This is a genomic window from Salipiger sp. CCB-MM3 (assembly GCF_001687105.1).
Lineage (GTDB): Bacteria > Pseudomonadota > Alphaproteobacteria > Rhodobacterales > Rhodobacteraceae > Salipiger.
In genome coordinates, this window is sequence record NZ_CP014595.1 from 880,954 (window position 1) to 896,027 (window position 15,074).

The window sequence follows — 15,074 nt, forward strand, 5'->3', positions numbered from 1 at the left end:
CATATGGATTGGACCTCCCTGCCCCCTCTGCCCGCGCTGCGGGCTTTTGCCGCCTACGCAGAGACCGGCTCTGTTCAGCGTGCCGGCGCCGCGCTCAACGTCAGCCATGCCGCGATCAGCCAGCAGATCCGCAATCTCGAGTCCCATCTCGGGCTCGGGCTGCTCGACCGCTCGCGGCGCTCGATGGCGCTCACCGAAGAAGGCGCGCGTCTGGCGCAGGCGCTGAGCGATGGTTTTGGCCGGATCGCGCAGGAGCTTTCGGCCCTCACCGGTGCCGAGGCCGAGCGCCCGCTGATGATCACCACGACGCCCAGCTTCGCCTCGTCATGGCTGATGCCGCGGCTCGCGCGGTTTCGCGAGGCGCATCCCGAGATCAGCCTGATGATCGACCCTTCGGCAAAGGTCGCGCCGCTGGAACCGGGCGGCGTCGATCTGGCGCTGCGCTATGGCTCGGGTCAATGGCCGGGCCTCGAGGCGGAACTTCTGGTGGAATCCCCCATCGCGCTGGTCGGCTCGCCGCGGTTGGTGGGCGACCGCGAGATCAGCGATCCCTCGGACCTCACCGAGTACCACTGGCTGCAGGAGCTTGGCACCAATGAAGCCAGCGAATGGTTCTCGCAGTTCGGCATCGACCGCGACGCCCGCCGCGGCATCAGTTCACTGCCCGGCAACCTGATGCTCGAGGCGGCGCGGCAGGGCCATGGCATCGCCATCACCGCCCGCGTCTTTGCCGATGACGACATCGCCGCCGGACGTCTGCGGCTTTTGTTCGAGGACACACGCAAAAAGGGCTATTATCTGGTGATCCGCCCCGGCGTCATGCGGCCTCCGCTGCGCCTCTTCGCCACTTGGCTGCGACGAGAAGCCGCGAAAGCTAAGTGAAAGATATGTATATTGATGCATGTCAAAGTTCGAAAGCGGCCGCGGCGTCAGAACGGGCGACAAAGGCAGATTCGAACCGGAGTATGCACGGTGTCCGATACCCAACCAGGCGCGCCCTCTCTTTACGCGGCGCGCGAGCCGATCTTCCCCCGCCGCGTGCGCGGCCATTTCCGCAACCTCAAGTGGGTGCTGATGATCGTGCTTCTGGGGATCTACTACGTCACCCCGTGGATCCGCTGGGACCGGGGGCCCGAACTGCCTGATCAGGCGGTGCTGGTCGATATGGCCGGCCGCCGGTTCTTTTTCTTCTTCATCGAGATCTGGCCGCATGAATTCTATTTCGTCGCCGGCCTGCTGATCATGGCGGGCCTCGGCCTGTTCCTCTTCACCTCGGCGCTTGGGCGGGTCTGGTGCGGCTACGCCTGCCCGCAGACCGTCTGGACCGATCTGTTCATCCTCGTCGAGCGCTGGATCGAGGGCGACCGCAACGCCCGCCTGCGCCTGCACCGGCAAAAGAAGTGGGACGCCCGCAAGGTCCGCCTGCGCGTGACAAAATGGGTGGCATGGTTCCTCATCGCGCTCGCCACGGGGGGCGCATGGGTGTTCTATTTCACCGACGCCCCGACGCTTCTGGTCGATCTGGTGACCGGCAACGCCCACCCGGTGGCCTACACCACCATGCTGCTGCTCACCGCCACAACCTTCGCCTTCGGCGGCTTCGCCCGCGAGCAGATCTGCATCTACGCCTGCCCCTGGCCACGCATTCAGGCGGCGATGATGGATGAGGACACGCTCACCGTCGGCTATCGCGACTGGCGCGGCGAGCCGCGCGGCAAGCACCGCAAGGCCGAGGGGGCCGAGAACCTTGGCGACTGCATCGACTGCAATGCCTGCGTCAACGTCTGCCCCATGGGGATCGACATCCGTGACGGTCAGCAACTGGCCTGCATCACCTGCGCGCTTTGCATCGATGCCTGCGACGACGTGATGGCAAAGATCGGCAAGCCGCGCGGTCTGATCGATTACCTCGCCCTGTCGGACGAAACCCGCGAGCGCGAAGGGCACCCGCCGCGCGCCGTGTGGAAGCACATCTTCCGCCCGCGCGTGATCCTTTATACAGCGCTGTGGTCGCTGGTGGGCCTCGGCCTGCTCGTGGCGCTGGTGATGCGCCCCGAGATCGAACTGACCGTCGCGCCAGTGCGCAACCCCACCTTCGTGGTGCTCTCCGACGGGTCGATCCGCAACACCTACGACGTGCGCCTGCTCAACAAGCATGGCGAGGACCGCCCCTTCCAGCTCACCCTTTCGGATGATGCCAACCTGCAGATCACGCTCGAGGGCGAGGACGACGACACCGTTGACGTGCCCGCCAACGAGACGCACCTTCAACGGGTCTATGTGACCGCCCCTGCAGACACCTCCGAGGCTCAGGCCGAGCGCACCCCGTTCCATATCTGGGTCGAGGACCTCACCACCGGCGACCGCGCTGGCAAAGAAACCATCTTCAACGGACGGGACAACTGATGACCGAAGCTCAGGATAGTGGACGCAAGCTCACCGGCTGGCACGTGCTGGCCATCTTCGGCGGCGCGTTCGGGGTGATCATCGCGGTGAACATCGCGCTGGCGTGGAACGCCATCGCCACCTTCCCCGGCCTTGAGGTAAAGAACTCCTATGTCGCCAGCCAGACCTTCGACGTGCGCCGCGCCGAGCAGGAGGCGCTGGGATGGACCGCGCAGGCAGAATTGCGCGAAGAGGCGGTGGTGCTGCGCTTCACCGACGTCGACGGCCAGCCGGTGAAGCCCGCGGATCTGTCGGTCAAGCTGGGCCGGTCGACCCATGTGAAGGACGACCACACGCCCGAGTTCTTCTGGGACGGCCGCCAGTTCGTTGCCGCCGACGCACTCGACCCCGGGCATTGGAACGTCTGGGTCAACGCCCATGCCGACGATGGCACGCTCTTCGAGCAGCGACTGGAATTCTTCGTCAAGGACTGAGCCAATGACCGCCGCCCTGCGCCCGCAGGCTTCAGCCTGCCCCGCCTGTGTCGCCGCCCCCGCCGCCGAGGCGCTGGCCGAACGCGCGGGCGCAACCGAGGCCAAGCTGGCGCTCTCACTGCCCACCATCCATTGCGCCGCCTGCATGACGGCGGTGGAAAGCGCGCTCGAAGCCGCGCCCGGCGTGCACAGCGCGCGGGTCAACCTCAGCCAGAAACGCGTGCGCATCGAGGCCGCGCCCGAGATCACCGCCGCAGATCTGATCCCCGTGGTCGAGGCGGCGGGATACGAGGCGCATGAGCTTGACGCCGGCACGCTGGCCGCCACCGCCACCGACAAGGCCGGGCGCGATCTGCTGATGCGCCTCGCCGTGGCGGGCTTTGCCGCGATGAATGTCATGCTGCTGTCGATCGCCGTCTGGTCCGGCGCCGAAGGACCGACGCGCGATCTCTTCCACTGGGTCTCGGCGGCCATCGTGCTGCCGACCATCGCCTTCTCGGCCCAGCCCTTCTTCCGCAACGCTTGGACCGCGCTGCGCGCCGGGCATCTCAATATGGATGTGCCGATCTCGCTGGCGATCCTGCTGGCCATCGCCACCTCGCTCTGGGAGACCATGCTGTCGGGCGAGCACGCCTATTTCGACGCCGCCATCGCGCTGACCTTCTTCCTGCTCACCGGGCGCTATCTCGACCACCGCACCCGCGCCATCGCCCGCTCCGCCGCCGAGGAGCTTTCGGCGCTCGAAGTGCCGCGCGCCTGGCGCGTGACCGAGACCGGCGAAGAGCAGGTCGCCGCCAGCGAGCTGCGCGTCGGCGATCTCATCCGCGTGCGCCCCGGCGGCCGGATGCCGGTGGATGGCGAGATCACCGAAGGCACCTCCGAGCTGGACCGCGCCCTGCTCACCGGCGAGACGCGCCCGGTCTATGCCGAGCCGGGCAGGCAGGTCAGCGCTGGCGAGATCAACCTCACCGGCCCGCTGGTGATCCGCGCCAGCGCCGTGGGGCGCGACACCTCGCTGCACCGTATGGCCGATCTCGTCGCCGTGGCGGAATCCGGCCGCGAGAATTACACCCCGCTCGCCGACAAGGCCGCCAAGCTCTACGCGCCCGGCGTGCATATCCTGTCGGCTCTGGCCTTCCTTGGCTGGCTCGCGTGGTCCGGCGATCTGCGCGTGGCGCTCAATATCGCCGCGGCGGTGCTGATCATCACCTGCCCCTGCGCACTCGGCCTTGCGGTGCCCGCAGTCACCACCGCCGCCTCGGGACGGCTGTTCAAACGCGGCCTGCTGATCAAGGACGGCACCGCGCTGGAGCGTCTGGCGGATGTGGACACGGTGGTTTTCGACAAGACCGGCACGCTGACCAGCGGCACGCCGACGCTGACCAACCTTGATGCGTTCACCCGCCACGACCTGTCGCTCGCCCTTGCCCTCGCCGAAGGCTCGGCCCACCCGCTTTCCGCCGCGCTGACCCACGCCCTGCGCGCCGCTGGCATTCCCGCCGCCGAGGTCACCGGCATCACCGAAGTTCCCGGCTATGGCACGCAAGGTATCTGGCAGGGCCGCGAAATCCGCCTCGGCCGAGCCGCCTGGACCGGCGGCGGCCAGAGCGCCATGACCGCCAGCTGGCTGCGCGTCGGCAATGGCCCGGCGCAGGCGTTCACCTTCGAGGACAGCCTGCGCGCCGGGGCCGAAGAGGCGGTGCACGCGCTGAAGGAGGCGGGCAAGGAGGTGATCCTGATCTCTGGCGATGGCACTGCGGCGGTCGAAGCGCTGGCCCGCCGGCTCGGCATCCCTCAGTGGATTGCCGAGGCCTTGCCGCAGGACAAGGCCGCGCGGATCAAGGCGCTGTCCGAGCAGGGCGCGCATGTGCTGATGGTCGGCGACGGGCTCAACGACACGGCGGCGCTTGCTGTCGCGCATGTCTCGATCTCGCCGGCCTCGGCGCTCGATGCTGCGCGGGTCGCCTCGGACATCGTGCTGCTGGGCTCCTCGCTCGCGCCGATCCCCGGCGCGCTGGAGGTGGCAGGCAAGGCAACCCGCCGCATCCGCCAGAATTTCGCCATCGCCACATGGTACAATGTGATCGCCGTGCCGCTGGCCATCGCCGGGCTCTGCTCGCCGCTTATCGCGGCGCTGGCGATGTCGGCCTCTTCGATCACCGTGTCGCTGAACGCGCTGAGACTGAAAGCATCCCGATGAATATCCTCGCCTATCTGATCCCGATCTCGCTGATCCTCGGCGGTCTCGGCCTCGCCTTCTTCGTCTTCACAGTGAAGACCCGTCAGTACGACGACCCCGAAGGCGACGCGCAGCGCATCCTTTCGGGCAAATATGACGACCATCCAAAGCAGGACTGACCGCGCGCGTCACGAAGGCCCTGACGGGCCTGCCTCCGGCGGGCGTATTTGGAAAGAGAAGAAGAGCAGGACCCGCGTCCTTCTTCTCTTTTCAAATACGCCCGGGGGTGAGGCGCGCAGCGCCGAGGGGGCAGAGCCCCCTCACCTGCAGCCCGTCAGCCGCGCACGCTTTCATGCAGCAAGCCAGCCGGGCCGCCGGTGCCAAGATCGCCATAAGCGCGCATCTCGTTGCGGGTGAGCTGCCAGTCGGCATTGGCGTCGAAGGCCATGATCGCATCAAACGCGCCATCGCCAAAAGCCGCGACGATCTCCGAGCGGGTCAGCACGCCGTTGCGATCCAGATCCATCTGGCTGAAATAGAGCGCGCCCTCGGGATCGCGGTTCTCCGGCAGCACGTCCTCATAAACCTCATAGTCCCCGGCGAAGGCTGGTGCGGCGAGGCTGAGCAGAAGCGCGGGGGCGGTCAGGGCGGAAAGAAGGTTCATCGGCTGTCTCCATAAGCATGTGACATGCAGGGGCAAAGGACTTGAGTCTCAAACACCTTGGAGCTTAGCACGGTTCCGCCTCAGCCGTGCAGCATCATGTCCGCAGCCTTCTCGGCGATCATGATGGTGGGCGAGTTGGTGTTGCCCGAGACGATCCGCGGCATCACGCTGGCATCCACCACCCGCAGGTTCGAAAGCCCCCGGAAGCGCAGGTCCGCGTCCAGCGGCGCGCTCTCTTCGGTGCCCATGCGCACCGTGCCCACCGGATGGAAGATGGTGGTGCCCACCTCGCCCGCCGCGCATTGCAACTCCTCCTCGGTCTGGAACTGTGGCCCCGGCTTCAACTCCTCGGGCCGGTAGCGCGCCATGGCCTGCTGCGCCATGATCCGGCGCACCTGCCGGATGGCATCCGCCGCAACCCGCCGGTCGCCCTCGGTCGACAGGTAGTTGGGCGCGATCACCGGCGCTTCGCGCGCATCGCGCGAGGCCAGCCGCACCGTGCCGCGGCTTTCAGGGCGCAGGTTGCACACGCTCGCGGTCATCGCGGGGAAATTATGCAGCGGCTGGCCGAAGGCCTCGAGCGAGAGCGGCTGCACATGGTATTCGAGATCCGCCGATGCCAGCCCCTCCCGCGAGCGCGAGAAGGCGCCAAGCTGCGAGGGCGCCATGGACATCGGCCCGCGCCGCCGCAGCACGTAATCGAGCCCGATCTTGCCCTTGCCGAAAAGCGTGCTGGCCAGAGTGTTGAGCGTCTTGGCCCCGGTGAGCCGCCACGCGCAGCGCAGTTGCAGATGGTCCTGAAGGTTGCCGCCCACCTCGGGCGCGTCCAGCGCCACCTCGATCCCATGCTGCCGCAGATGCTCCGCCGGACCCACCCCCGAGACCTGCAGCAGATGCGGCGAGTTCACCGCGCCCGCCGAGAGGATCACCTCGCCTTCGGGACGCAGCTGATGGATCTGCCCGCCTCGCTCGTATTCGACGCCCACCACGCGCCGCTCCTCGATCAGCAGCCGCGTCACATGGGCGTTCGTCTCGACCTTCAGCCGGTCGCTGCGGGTGGTGCGCAGGAAGGCTTTGGCGGTGTTCATCCGCCAGCCGTTGCGCTGGTTCACCCGGAAATAGCTGACGCCCTCGTTGTCGCCGGTGTTGAAATCATCGACCCTCGGGATGCCCTCGGCCTCGGCGGCTTTGATCCAATCGTCAAGGATGTCCCAGTGCAGGCGCTGGTTTTCCACGCGCCACTCGCCGCCCGCGCCATGCGCCGCGCTTTCGCCCTCGACGTAATCCTCGGACTTGCGGAAATAGGGCAGAACGTCGTCCCAGCCCCAGCCCTGCAGGCCCATCTGACGCCAGCCATCGTAATCTGCCGCCTGCCCGCGCAGATAAAGCATGCCGTTGATCGATGAGCAGCCGCCCAGCACCTTGCCGCGTGGGTAGAGCAGCGAGCGCCCGTTGAGCCCCTTCTCCTCGGCGGTGCGGTAGCACCAGTCGGTGCGCGGGTTGCCGATGCAGTAGAGATACCCCATCGGGATATGGATCCAGTGGTAGCTGTCGCGCCCGCCCGCCTCGAGCAGCAGCACGCGGCGCCCGCCCTCGGCCAGCCGTTTGGCCAGCACGCATCCGGCGCTTCCCGCCCCGACAATCACATGATCGAACGCCATTTTCCCCTCCGCGACGGTCCCGCCTTCGGGCCTCCCTGCCCGCCTGAATTTATGTCAGGGCGTGCGGGGCCGGGCAAGCGACATAGGGAAGCAGGCTATGGGATCGCAAGCGATGGGGCCGCGCGGCGCAGGGCAGGCCCGCGCGGGATCACACCGGCAGCGCAGTGGTCTTGAACACGGTGCGCAGGGCAAAGCTCGACTGCATCTGCGCCACCCCCGGCAGCCGGGTGAGATACTGGCGGTGGATGCGGGCGAAATCCTCGGTGTCTTCGGCCACCACCTTCAGGATGTAATCCGCCGTGCCCGCCATGAGGTGACACTCCAGCACCGCAGGCACCCGCGCCACCGCCTTCTCGAAGGCCTCCAGCACCTCGTCGGCCTGCGCGCTGAGCCGGATCTCGACAAAGACCGTGCTCGCCAGACCCATCTTGCGGGCGTTGAGCAGCGCCACGTAATCCTTCACATAGCCCTCGGCCTCCAGCCGCTGCACCCGCCGATGGCAGGCCGAGGCCGAAAGGTTCACCTTCTCCGACAGTTCCGCGTTGGACATGCGCCCCTGCTTTTGCAGCGCACGCAGGATACGGCGGTCGGTGTCGTCGAGGGTCATGCTCAGGTCTTTCGAAAAAATCGGGCTTGGGTCGAAGATTCTCCCCCCAATAGCGATTTGGTCGCGGCAAATCAGCAAGGAAATTGCACGGCCAGAGGCGCATCCTCAAAGCAGGATAACGCGCCCGAAGGGGCCGGAAGGAGGAGCTAGCATGAAAATCGGTTGCCCGACAGAGATCAAACCGCAGGAATTCCGCGTCGGCCTGACGCCCAATGCCGCGCGTGAGGCGGCGGCGCATGGCCATGAGGTGATCGTGCAGCAGGGCGCCGGGCTCGGCGCAGGCTTCACCGACGAGGATTACACCGCCGCCGGTGCCCGCATCGCCGCCACCGCCGAGGAAATCTGGGCCGAGGCCGAGATGATCGTGAAGGTGAAAGAGCCGCAGGCGGTCGAGCGCAAGCAACTGGGACGCGGCCAGCTGCTCTTCACCTATCTGCACCTCGCCCCCGATCCCGAGCAGACGCAGGACCTACTGGCCTCCGGCGCCACCTGCATCGCCTATGAGACGGTCACCGACGCGCGCGGCGGGCTGCCGCTGCTGGCGCCCATGTCCGAGGTGGCGGGCCGTCTCGCGCCGCAGATGGGCGCATGGTCGCTGCAGAAGGCCAACGGTGGCCGCGGCGTGCTGATGGGCGGCGTGCCCGGCGTCGGCCCGGCCAATGTGCTGGTTCTGGGCGGCGGCGTCGTCGGCACCCATGCGGCGCGCATCGCCGCGGGCATGGGTGCGGATGTAACCGTGCTCGACCGCTCGCTGCCGCGTCTGCGCCAGCTCGACGAGACCTTCGGCGGCACCTTCAAGAACCGCTACTCCACCGAAGGCGCCGTGGCCGAACTGCTGACCGAGGCCGACATGGTGATCGGCGCAGTGCTGATCCCCGGCGCCGAAGCGCCGAAACTGGTGAGCCGCGGGCAGCTGTCGACCATGAAGCCCGGCGCGGTGCTGGTGGATGTGGCCATCGACCAGGGCGGCTGCTTCGAGACCTCCAAGGCGACCACTCATCAGGACCCGGTCTATACCGTCGACGGCATCCAGCATTACTGCGTCGCCAATATGCCCGGCGCGGTGCCGCGCAGCTCGACGCTGGCGCTCGGCAATGCCACGCTGCCCTTCATGCTGGCGCTGGCGGGCAAGGGCTGGCGCGTGGCCTGCGCCGAGGACCCGCATCTCGGCAACGGGCTCAACGTGCACGACGGCCAGATCACCAATGCCGCCGTCGCTCGCGCGCTGAACCTGCCGCTGCAAAGCACCGAAAAGGCCATCGCCGCCTGATCACGCCGCAAAGACAAAAGAAGGGCGGGCCCCATCACGGCGCCCGCCCCTTCTTCTCTTTGAAAATACGCCCAGGGAAAACAGGCCGGGGAAGCTGCCGCAGGCAGCTGGGGGCAGCGCCCCCTCACGCTCCAGCTTTCAGAGCACCACGATCCCAGAGTGCTTTGCCTTATGCTCCGGCTCCACGTGGATGGTGACACGGCAGCCCTCAATGGCGTCCTGCAGCGCGTGTTCGATCCGGTCGCAGATGTCATGCGCCGCGACCACGCTCATCTCTCCCGGCACCACCAGATGGAACTCCAGAAACACCGCCTGCCCCGCCCGGCGCGAGCGCAGGTCATGCGCCTCGACCGCACCCTCGGCATTGGCCGAGATGATCGTGCGCATCTCCGACAGGTCTTCCTCGGGCACCGCCTCATCCATCAGCCCGCCCACCGACGAGCGGATCACCTGCCAGCCCGACCACAGGATGTTGACCGCCACCAGCGCCGCCAGCAGCGCGTCGAGCCAGAGCCAGCCGGTGAGCACAGCCGCGCCCACGCCAAGCGCCACGCCCGCCGAGGAGAAAACATCGGTCAGCAGATGCTTGCCATCGGCGACGAGCGCGGGCGACTTCAGCTTGCGCCCCTCGCGCAGCAGCACCCAGCACCAGACCGCGTTGAGCACCCCTGCCGAGAGGTTGATGATGAGCCCCAGCCCCGCCTGCTCGATCGGCGCGGGCTCCTGCCACGCGCCCCAAGCCTCGCGCAGGATCAGCACCGCCGCGACAACGATCAGCACCCCTTCCAACACGGCGCTGAAATACTCGGCCTTGTGGTGGCCGAAAGGATGATCCTCGTCGGGCGGCTGCGACGAGATATGCACCGCCATCAGCGCCGCCAGCGCAGTGGCCACGTTCACGATGCTTTCCAGCGCGTCCGACAGCAGCGCCACCGAGCCGGTCAGCCACCAGGCAAGCGTCTTGATCGCCAGAACGAGAATACCGACGAATACGCTGCCAATGGCGATTTTCACGCTGCGGTTCATGACGAGTCTCCGGGGGGTTGGTCCGGGCGATTTACAAAGCCGCTCAAAGGGCCGCAACCCGCATATGGCGCGTGGCAGCCGGATGCATGCTGCTATGCATCCGGCGCCGTGGCTGGCGCCCTCAGCCTAGGGTCGCTTCAGGGTTATTTCTTCAACGCGTCGCGGATCTCGATGAGGATATCTAGCTCCGAAGGGCCAGTTTTCACCTCGGGCGCCACCTCATCGGGCTTTTCGGCAGCCGATTTGATGCGGTTCACCATCTTCACCAGCATGAAGACCACGAAGGCGATGATGAAGAAGTTGATCACCGCCATCAGGAAGCTGCCGATGGCAAAGACCGAGGCCCCGGCCTCCTGCGCTGCCGCCAGCGAGGCATACTCGCCGCCGTCCAGCGCGTAGAACCAGCCCGAGAAGTCGATGCCGCCGGTGAAGAGGGCGATGATCGGGTTGAAAATGTCGCCCACCAGCGATTTGACGATCGCGGTGAAAGCGGCGCCGATAATGATGCCAACCGCCATATCCATGACGTTGCCCTTGGCGATAAAATCCTTGAATTCCTGAATCATGTCTCGTGTCCCTCTGGCCCGCCAATCGCGGGTGTCCTGTTCGTTACCGGTGCCAGAGGTTGCATAGATGGCGCGATGACGCCACGGAAAATGCGCCGCGTGCACGGCACGGCGCACACCAATGCGCGCCCTGCCCTTCTTCTCTTCAAAAATACGTCGGGGGTGAGCCGCGCAGCGGCGAGGGGGCAGCGCCCCCTCCCCTTAATATCACGCCGCGAATTACCCCGGCAGCGCGCCGGTCAGCACATAGCGCAGGATCGACACCACCTCGCCCGGTGCACGCGCCACCGCCAGCGCCGCGGCGTCGACCTCCTTCAGCGCGTGGTCATGCTCGGGCTGCTGCAGGATGATCAGCGACTTGCCCAGCGCTGCGGCGTAGCCCGCATCGAAGGCGGCATTCCACTGTTTGTATTTCTCGCCGAAGCGCACAACCACCACATCGGCGTCGGCGATGGCCTTGCGGGTGCGGATCGCGTTCACCTGCGCGCCCTTGCGGTCGTGCCAGAACTTGCTCTCCTCGCTGCCGAGGATCGACACGCCGCAATCGTCGCTCGCCGCGTGATCGGTGACCGGGGCGCTGAAGGTCACGTCCAGCCCCTGCGCGCCTTCGATGATCTGCTCGCGCCAGTCGGTGTGAATTTCTCCCGAGAGATAGACGTTGAGGCCCATGCCGCTTTCCTTCCGTGTGCGTCCTTGCCGCGCAACCTATGCACTGCAGGGCATATGACAACCGCAAAGGACCGGCGGCAGATGGCGACAGATGTCAGAACTCGTGCCGGTAAGAGACCCCGAGCTTCTGCTCCTCGCCGAAATCATTGTCGATGTAAGATCCGAAGAGCGCCACCGTGTCGTTCTCGCCAAGGTGATACGACAGCCCCGCGCCCAGCGAGACACCTTGAAAATCATCCGATCCGCGGGTGTAGATGCCGCCCGAGAGGAAGGTCAGCCGCTCATTGAACGGGCGGATGCCGAAGAGGCCCACGTAGCCGCTGTTGTTGCTGACCTCAACGTTGAAGGTTTCCTGTAAGGCAACATCGGTTACCGCCACTTCCCCCTCGCTGTAGGTGTAGCCGAAGGGAGAGAACAGCTGCCACTTGCCGGTCTTGAGGCCCATGGCGGTCAGCGGCACGAAGCCTCCCAGCGAATAGCGTGTCTGCACCGAACCATTGTCGAACTCATTCTCCGACGCCGAGAAGGTCAGAATGGCGAAGGAAAAGAGATATGAGGCACCGATCGACCACTGCCCGCTCTCCGACACCCGCGCGTTCAGCTTGGTCACCGGACCGAAGGCCAGCGAGCCCGAGATCGACAGCTCGTCAGAGTAAGAGACTCCGGCCTTGGTGGCGATCTTCGTGGGATCTTCGGGGTTCTTTTCCTCCTGCGCCAGCGCGGGCGCTGCGAGGCTAAGCAAAAGCAGGCAGGCACAAAGCCCCGCGCGATATCGGCTGGTTGGAAAATCCAAGGCGCTGTCCTTTTGAAATATGCTCAAAAATACCGCGCCAGCCCGCTGCAGGCGTTGAAAAGGCCGTGACGCTCAACCTCATAGTATACGCGCGAATTTTTGCGGCAAGCACCAGTTTTAGGAGAGTAGTCCACCGCGCGCACCACCGCTTACAGGCCAGTTGCGGGCCGAAGAGTCAAAAGAAAACCGGCCGACGCAGAAGCGCCGACCGGTCGGTCTTTGTCAGGTGAGGCCTAGGATCAGCCGTCGATGCGGATCTTGGCGTTGGTGGGATCGTAGGGGCTGTCTTCGGTCACCTCGGCGTCCCAAAGCTTGCCCTGCATCTTCACCTTCAGCTTGGTGCCCGCAACCGCCTGCTCGGGCTTCACATAGCCCATGCCGATCGACTTGCCGAAGGCCACCGAATAGCCGCCCGAGGTCAGACGCCCGACGCGGGTCTCGCCGTCGAACAGCGCCTCGCGGCCCCAAGGATCGGCGTCTTCCGGCCCGTCGATCAGGACGGTGACGCATTTCGAGCGCACGCCCGTCGCTTCCATCGCGGCCTTGCCGGCGAAGTCTTTCGACAGGTCGATGAAGCGCGGCAGGTCCGCCTCCATCGGGGTGGCGTCGCGGCCAAGCTCGTGGCCATAAGCGCGGTAGCTCTTCTCCTGACGCAGCCAGTTCTGCGCGCGGGTACCAACCGGCTTGAGCCCGTGCTTCTCGCCTGCGGCCATCAGCTGATCCCACAGGTAGAGGCCCATCTCCACCGGCACGTGCAACTCCCAGCCAAGCTCGCCGGTATAGGCGACGCGGATGGCGCGGACCGGGCACATGCCCAGCTCGATGTTGCGCATCGACAGCCACGGGAAGCGCTTGTTGCTGAGCACGGTTTCCGGCTCGGCATCGCGCACCAGCTCGTTCAGCAGATCGCGCGACTTGGGGCCAGCGACAGCATAGACCGCCCATTGCGTGGTCACGTCCTGAATGTGGAAATAGCCCTGATCGAAGCCGAAGTCCTCGGCAGCCTTGAGCAGGAAATCCTCATCGTAGGCGTGCAGCGCACCGGCGCTGACGAGATAGTACTCATCCTCGGCCAGACGCACGATGGTGTATTCGGTGCGGGTCGTGCCCTTGACCGACAGCGCGTAGGTCAGGTTGATCCGCCCGACCTTGGGCAGCTTGTTGCAGGTCAGGTGATCGAGGAAGGCGGTGGCGCCGGGGCCCTTGACCACATGCTTGGCAAAGGCGCTGGCGTCGATGATGCCGACACCCTCGCGGATCGCCTTGGCCTCTTCCATGGCGTATTGCCACCAGCCGCCGCGCCGGAAGCTGCGGGCGTCATGGTCGAAATTGTCATCGGCGTCGAGCGGACCATAGTAGTTCGGACGCTCCCAGCCGTTGACGCAGCCGAACTGCGCGCCAAGCGCTTTCTGCCGCTCGTAGGCGGGGGCGGTGCGCAGCGGACGGGCGCGCGGACGCTCTTCGTCGGGGTGGTGCAGGATGTAGACGTGCTCGTAGGCCTCCTCGTTCTTGGCCACGGCGTAGTCGGTCGTCATCCAGTCCTGACCGTACCGCTTGGGATCGAGGCTGCCCATGTCGATCTCGGCCTCGCCCTCGGTCATCAGCTGCGCAAGGTAGTAGCCCGCGCCGCCCGCGGCGGTGATGCCGAACGAGAACCCCTCGGCCAGCCACATGTTGCGCAGGCCGGGTGCCGGGCCGATCAGCGGGTTGCCGTCGGGCGTGTAGCAGATCGGGCCGTTGAAATCGTCCTTCAGGCCCACCGTCTCGGAGGTCGGGATGCGGTGGATCATGCTCATGTACTCTTCCTCGATCCGCTCGAGATCGAGCGGGAAGAGGTCGGCACGGAAGCTGTCGGGCACGCCGTATTTGAAGCAGGCCGGGGCGCCAAGCTCATAGGGGCCGAGGATCCAGCCGCCGCGCTCTTCGCGGACGTACCATTTGGCGTCGGCATCGCGCAGCACCGGGTGCTCGGGGTTGCCCGCCTTGCGGTATTCGACCAGCGCCGGATCGGGCTCGGTGACGATGAACTGGTGCTCGACCGGGATCGCCGGGGTCTTGATGCCCAGCAGCTTGGCGGTGCGCTGCGCGTGGTTGCCGGTGGCGGTGACCACATGCTCGGCCTTGATCACCACGGTCTCGTCGGTGGAGATGAGGTTGCCACCCTTCTCGGCGGTCTTGGTGACGGTCACCTCCCAGTGATCGCCCTTCCACGCGTAGCCGTCGACTTGCCACTTGCGTTCGATCATGACGCCGCGCTGACGCGCGCCCTTGGCCATCGCCATGGTGACGTCGGCGGGGTTAATGTAGCCGTCGGTCGGGTGATAGAGCGCGCCGAGCAGGTCGTCGGTGTTGACCAGCGGCCAGCGCTCCTTGATCTGCGCGGGGGTCATGAACTCATAGGGCACGCCGCAGGTGTCTGCGGTGGTGGCATAAAGCTCGTATTCGTCCATCCGCGCCTGCGTCTGGGCCATGCGCAGGTTGCCGACCACCGAGAAACCGGCGTTCAGCCCGGTCTCTTCCTCGAGCGTCTTGTAGAACTTGATCGAGTAGTCGTGGATATGCGTGGTGGCATAGCTCATGTTAAAATAAGGCAGCAGGCCGGCGGCGTGCCAAGTCGAGCCCGAGGTCAGCTCGTCACGTTCGAGCAGCATCACGTCGGACCAGCCCGCCTTGGCGAGATGGTAGGCAATTGAGGTTCCGACGGCACCGCCGCCAACCACCAGGGCTTTCACGTCTGTCTTCATTTATCCGCATCTCCCG

14 protein-coding genes are annotated in these 15,074 nt (G+C 66.0%); 6 read left to right on the top strand and 8 right to left on the bottom strand.

Features of this window, described 5'->3' with window-relative positions; translation table 11 throughout:
* Positions 1–3 precede the first annotated feature (3 nt).
* The 5 genes from AYJ57_RS04295 to ccoS all read left to right on the top strand — a co-directional run bounded on the left by AYJ57_RS04295 (position 4) and on the right by ccoS (position 5,237).
* Entirely contained in the window at positions 4–882 is an 879-nt protein-coding gene (locus tag AYJ57_RS04295; RefSeq protein ID WP_066101698.1) for a LysR substrate-binding domain-containing protein, read from the top strand.
* 90 nt (positions 883–972) lie between these two features.
* Positions 973–2,406, top strand: coding sequence for a cytochrome c oxidase accessory protein CcoG (ccoG, locus tag AYJ57_RS04300; protein ID WP_066101700.1), 1,434 nt, complete (start codon positions 973–975; stop codon positions 2,404–2,406).
* Positions 2,406–2,879, top strand: coding sequence for a FixH family protein (locus AYJ57_RS04305; RefSeq protein ID WP_066101704.1), 474 nt, complete (start codon positions 2,406–2,408; stop codon positions 2,877–2,879). Before ccoG ends, AYJ57_RS04305 begins: the two co-directional genes overlap by 1 nt.
* A gap of 4 nt (positions 2,880–2,883) precedes the next feature.
* The gene (locus tag AYJ57_RS04310; protein ID WP_066101707.1) at positions 2,884–5,079 is read left to right on the top strand and encodes a heavy metal translocating P-type ATPase; all 2,196 of its coding nucleotides are present in this window, start codon (positions 2,884–2,886) and stop codon (positions 5,077–5,079) included.
* Positions 5,076–5,237, top strand: coding sequence for a cbb3-type cytochrome oxidase assembly protein CcoS (gene ccoS, locus AYJ57_RS04315; RefSeq protein WP_066101710.1), 162 nt, complete (start codon positions 5,076–5,078; stop codon positions 5,235–5,237). Before AYJ57_RS04310 ends, ccoS begins: the two co-directional genes overlap by 4 nt.
* A 155-nt stretch (positions 5,238–5,392) precedes the next feature.
* On the opposite strand, the gene AYJ57_RS04320 is transcribed toward ccoS, so the two are convergent.
* The 3 genes from AYJ57_RS04320 to AYJ57_RS04330 form a co-directional block, all read right to left on the bottom strand.
* Positions 5,393–5,722 (bottom strand): hypothetical protein, encoded by a 330-nt coding sequence (locus AYJ57_RS04320; protein ID WP_066101714.1) that lies wholly within the window; start codon positions 5,720–5,722, stop codon positions 5,393–5,395.
* Positions 5,723–5,802: 80 nt separating this feature from the next.
* Positions 5,803–7,383, bottom strand: coding sequence for a GMC family oxidoreductase (locus AYJ57_RS04325; protein ID WP_066101716.1), 1,581 nt, complete (start codon positions 7,381–7,383; stop codon positions 5,803–5,805).
* Between the two features lie 148 nt (positions 7,384–7,531).
* Positions 7,532–7,990, bottom strand: a complete 459-nt coding sequence (locus AYJ57_RS04330) for an Lrp/AsnC family transcriptional regulator (RefSeq protein WP_066101720.1) — start codon at positions 7,988–7,990, stop codon at positions 7,532–7,534.
* Positions 7,991–8,141: 151 nt separating this feature from the next.
* On the opposite strand from AYJ57_RS04330, the gene ald reads away from it, so the two are divergent.
* Positions 8,142–9,260, top strand: coding sequence for an alanine dehydrogenase (ald, locus tag AYJ57_RS04335; RefSeq protein WP_066101723.1), 1,119 nt, complete (start codon positions 8,142–8,144; stop codon positions 9,258–9,260).
* 138 nt (positions 9,261–9,398) lie between these two features.
* Here ald and AYJ57_RS04340 read toward each other — a convergent pair whose 3' ends face one another.
* From AYJ57_RS04340 to AYJ57_RS04360, 5 genes are all read right to left on the bottom strand, one after another.
* Positions 9,399–10,286, bottom strand: a complete 888-nt coding sequence (locus tag AYJ57_RS04340) for a cation diffusion facilitator family transporter (protein WP_066101727.1) — start codon at positions 10,284–10,286, stop codon at positions 9,399–9,401.
* Positions 10,287–10,429: 143 nt separating this feature from the next.
* On the bottom strand, positions 10,430–10,852 hold the full coding sequence (mscL, locus tag AYJ57_RS04345) for a large conductance mechanosensitive channel protein MscL (RefSeq protein WP_066101729.1): 423 nt from the start codon (positions 10,850–10,852) through the stop codon (positions 10,430–10,432).
* 219 nt (positions 10,853–11,071) lie between these two features.
* Entirely contained in the window at positions 11,072–11,521 is a 450-nt protein-coding gene (locus AYJ57_RS04350; protein ID WP_066101733.1) for a YtoQ family protein, read from the bottom strand.
* A gap of 94 nt (positions 11,522–11,615) precedes the next feature.
* Positions 11,616–12,314, bottom strand: coding sequence for an outer membrane beta-barrel protein (locus AYJ57_RS04355; protein ID WP_217621106.1), 699 nt, complete (start codon positions 12,312–12,314; stop codon positions 11,616–11,618).
* Between the two features lie 239 nt (positions 12,315–12,553).
* Positions 12,554–15,058: a GcvT family protein gene (locus AYJ57_RS04360; RefSeq protein ID WP_066101737.1), complete on the bottom strand. Its 2,505-nt coding sequence runs from the start codon at positions 15,056–15,058 to the stop codon at positions 12,554–12,556.
* Positions 15,059–15,074: the final 16 nt, after the last annotated feature.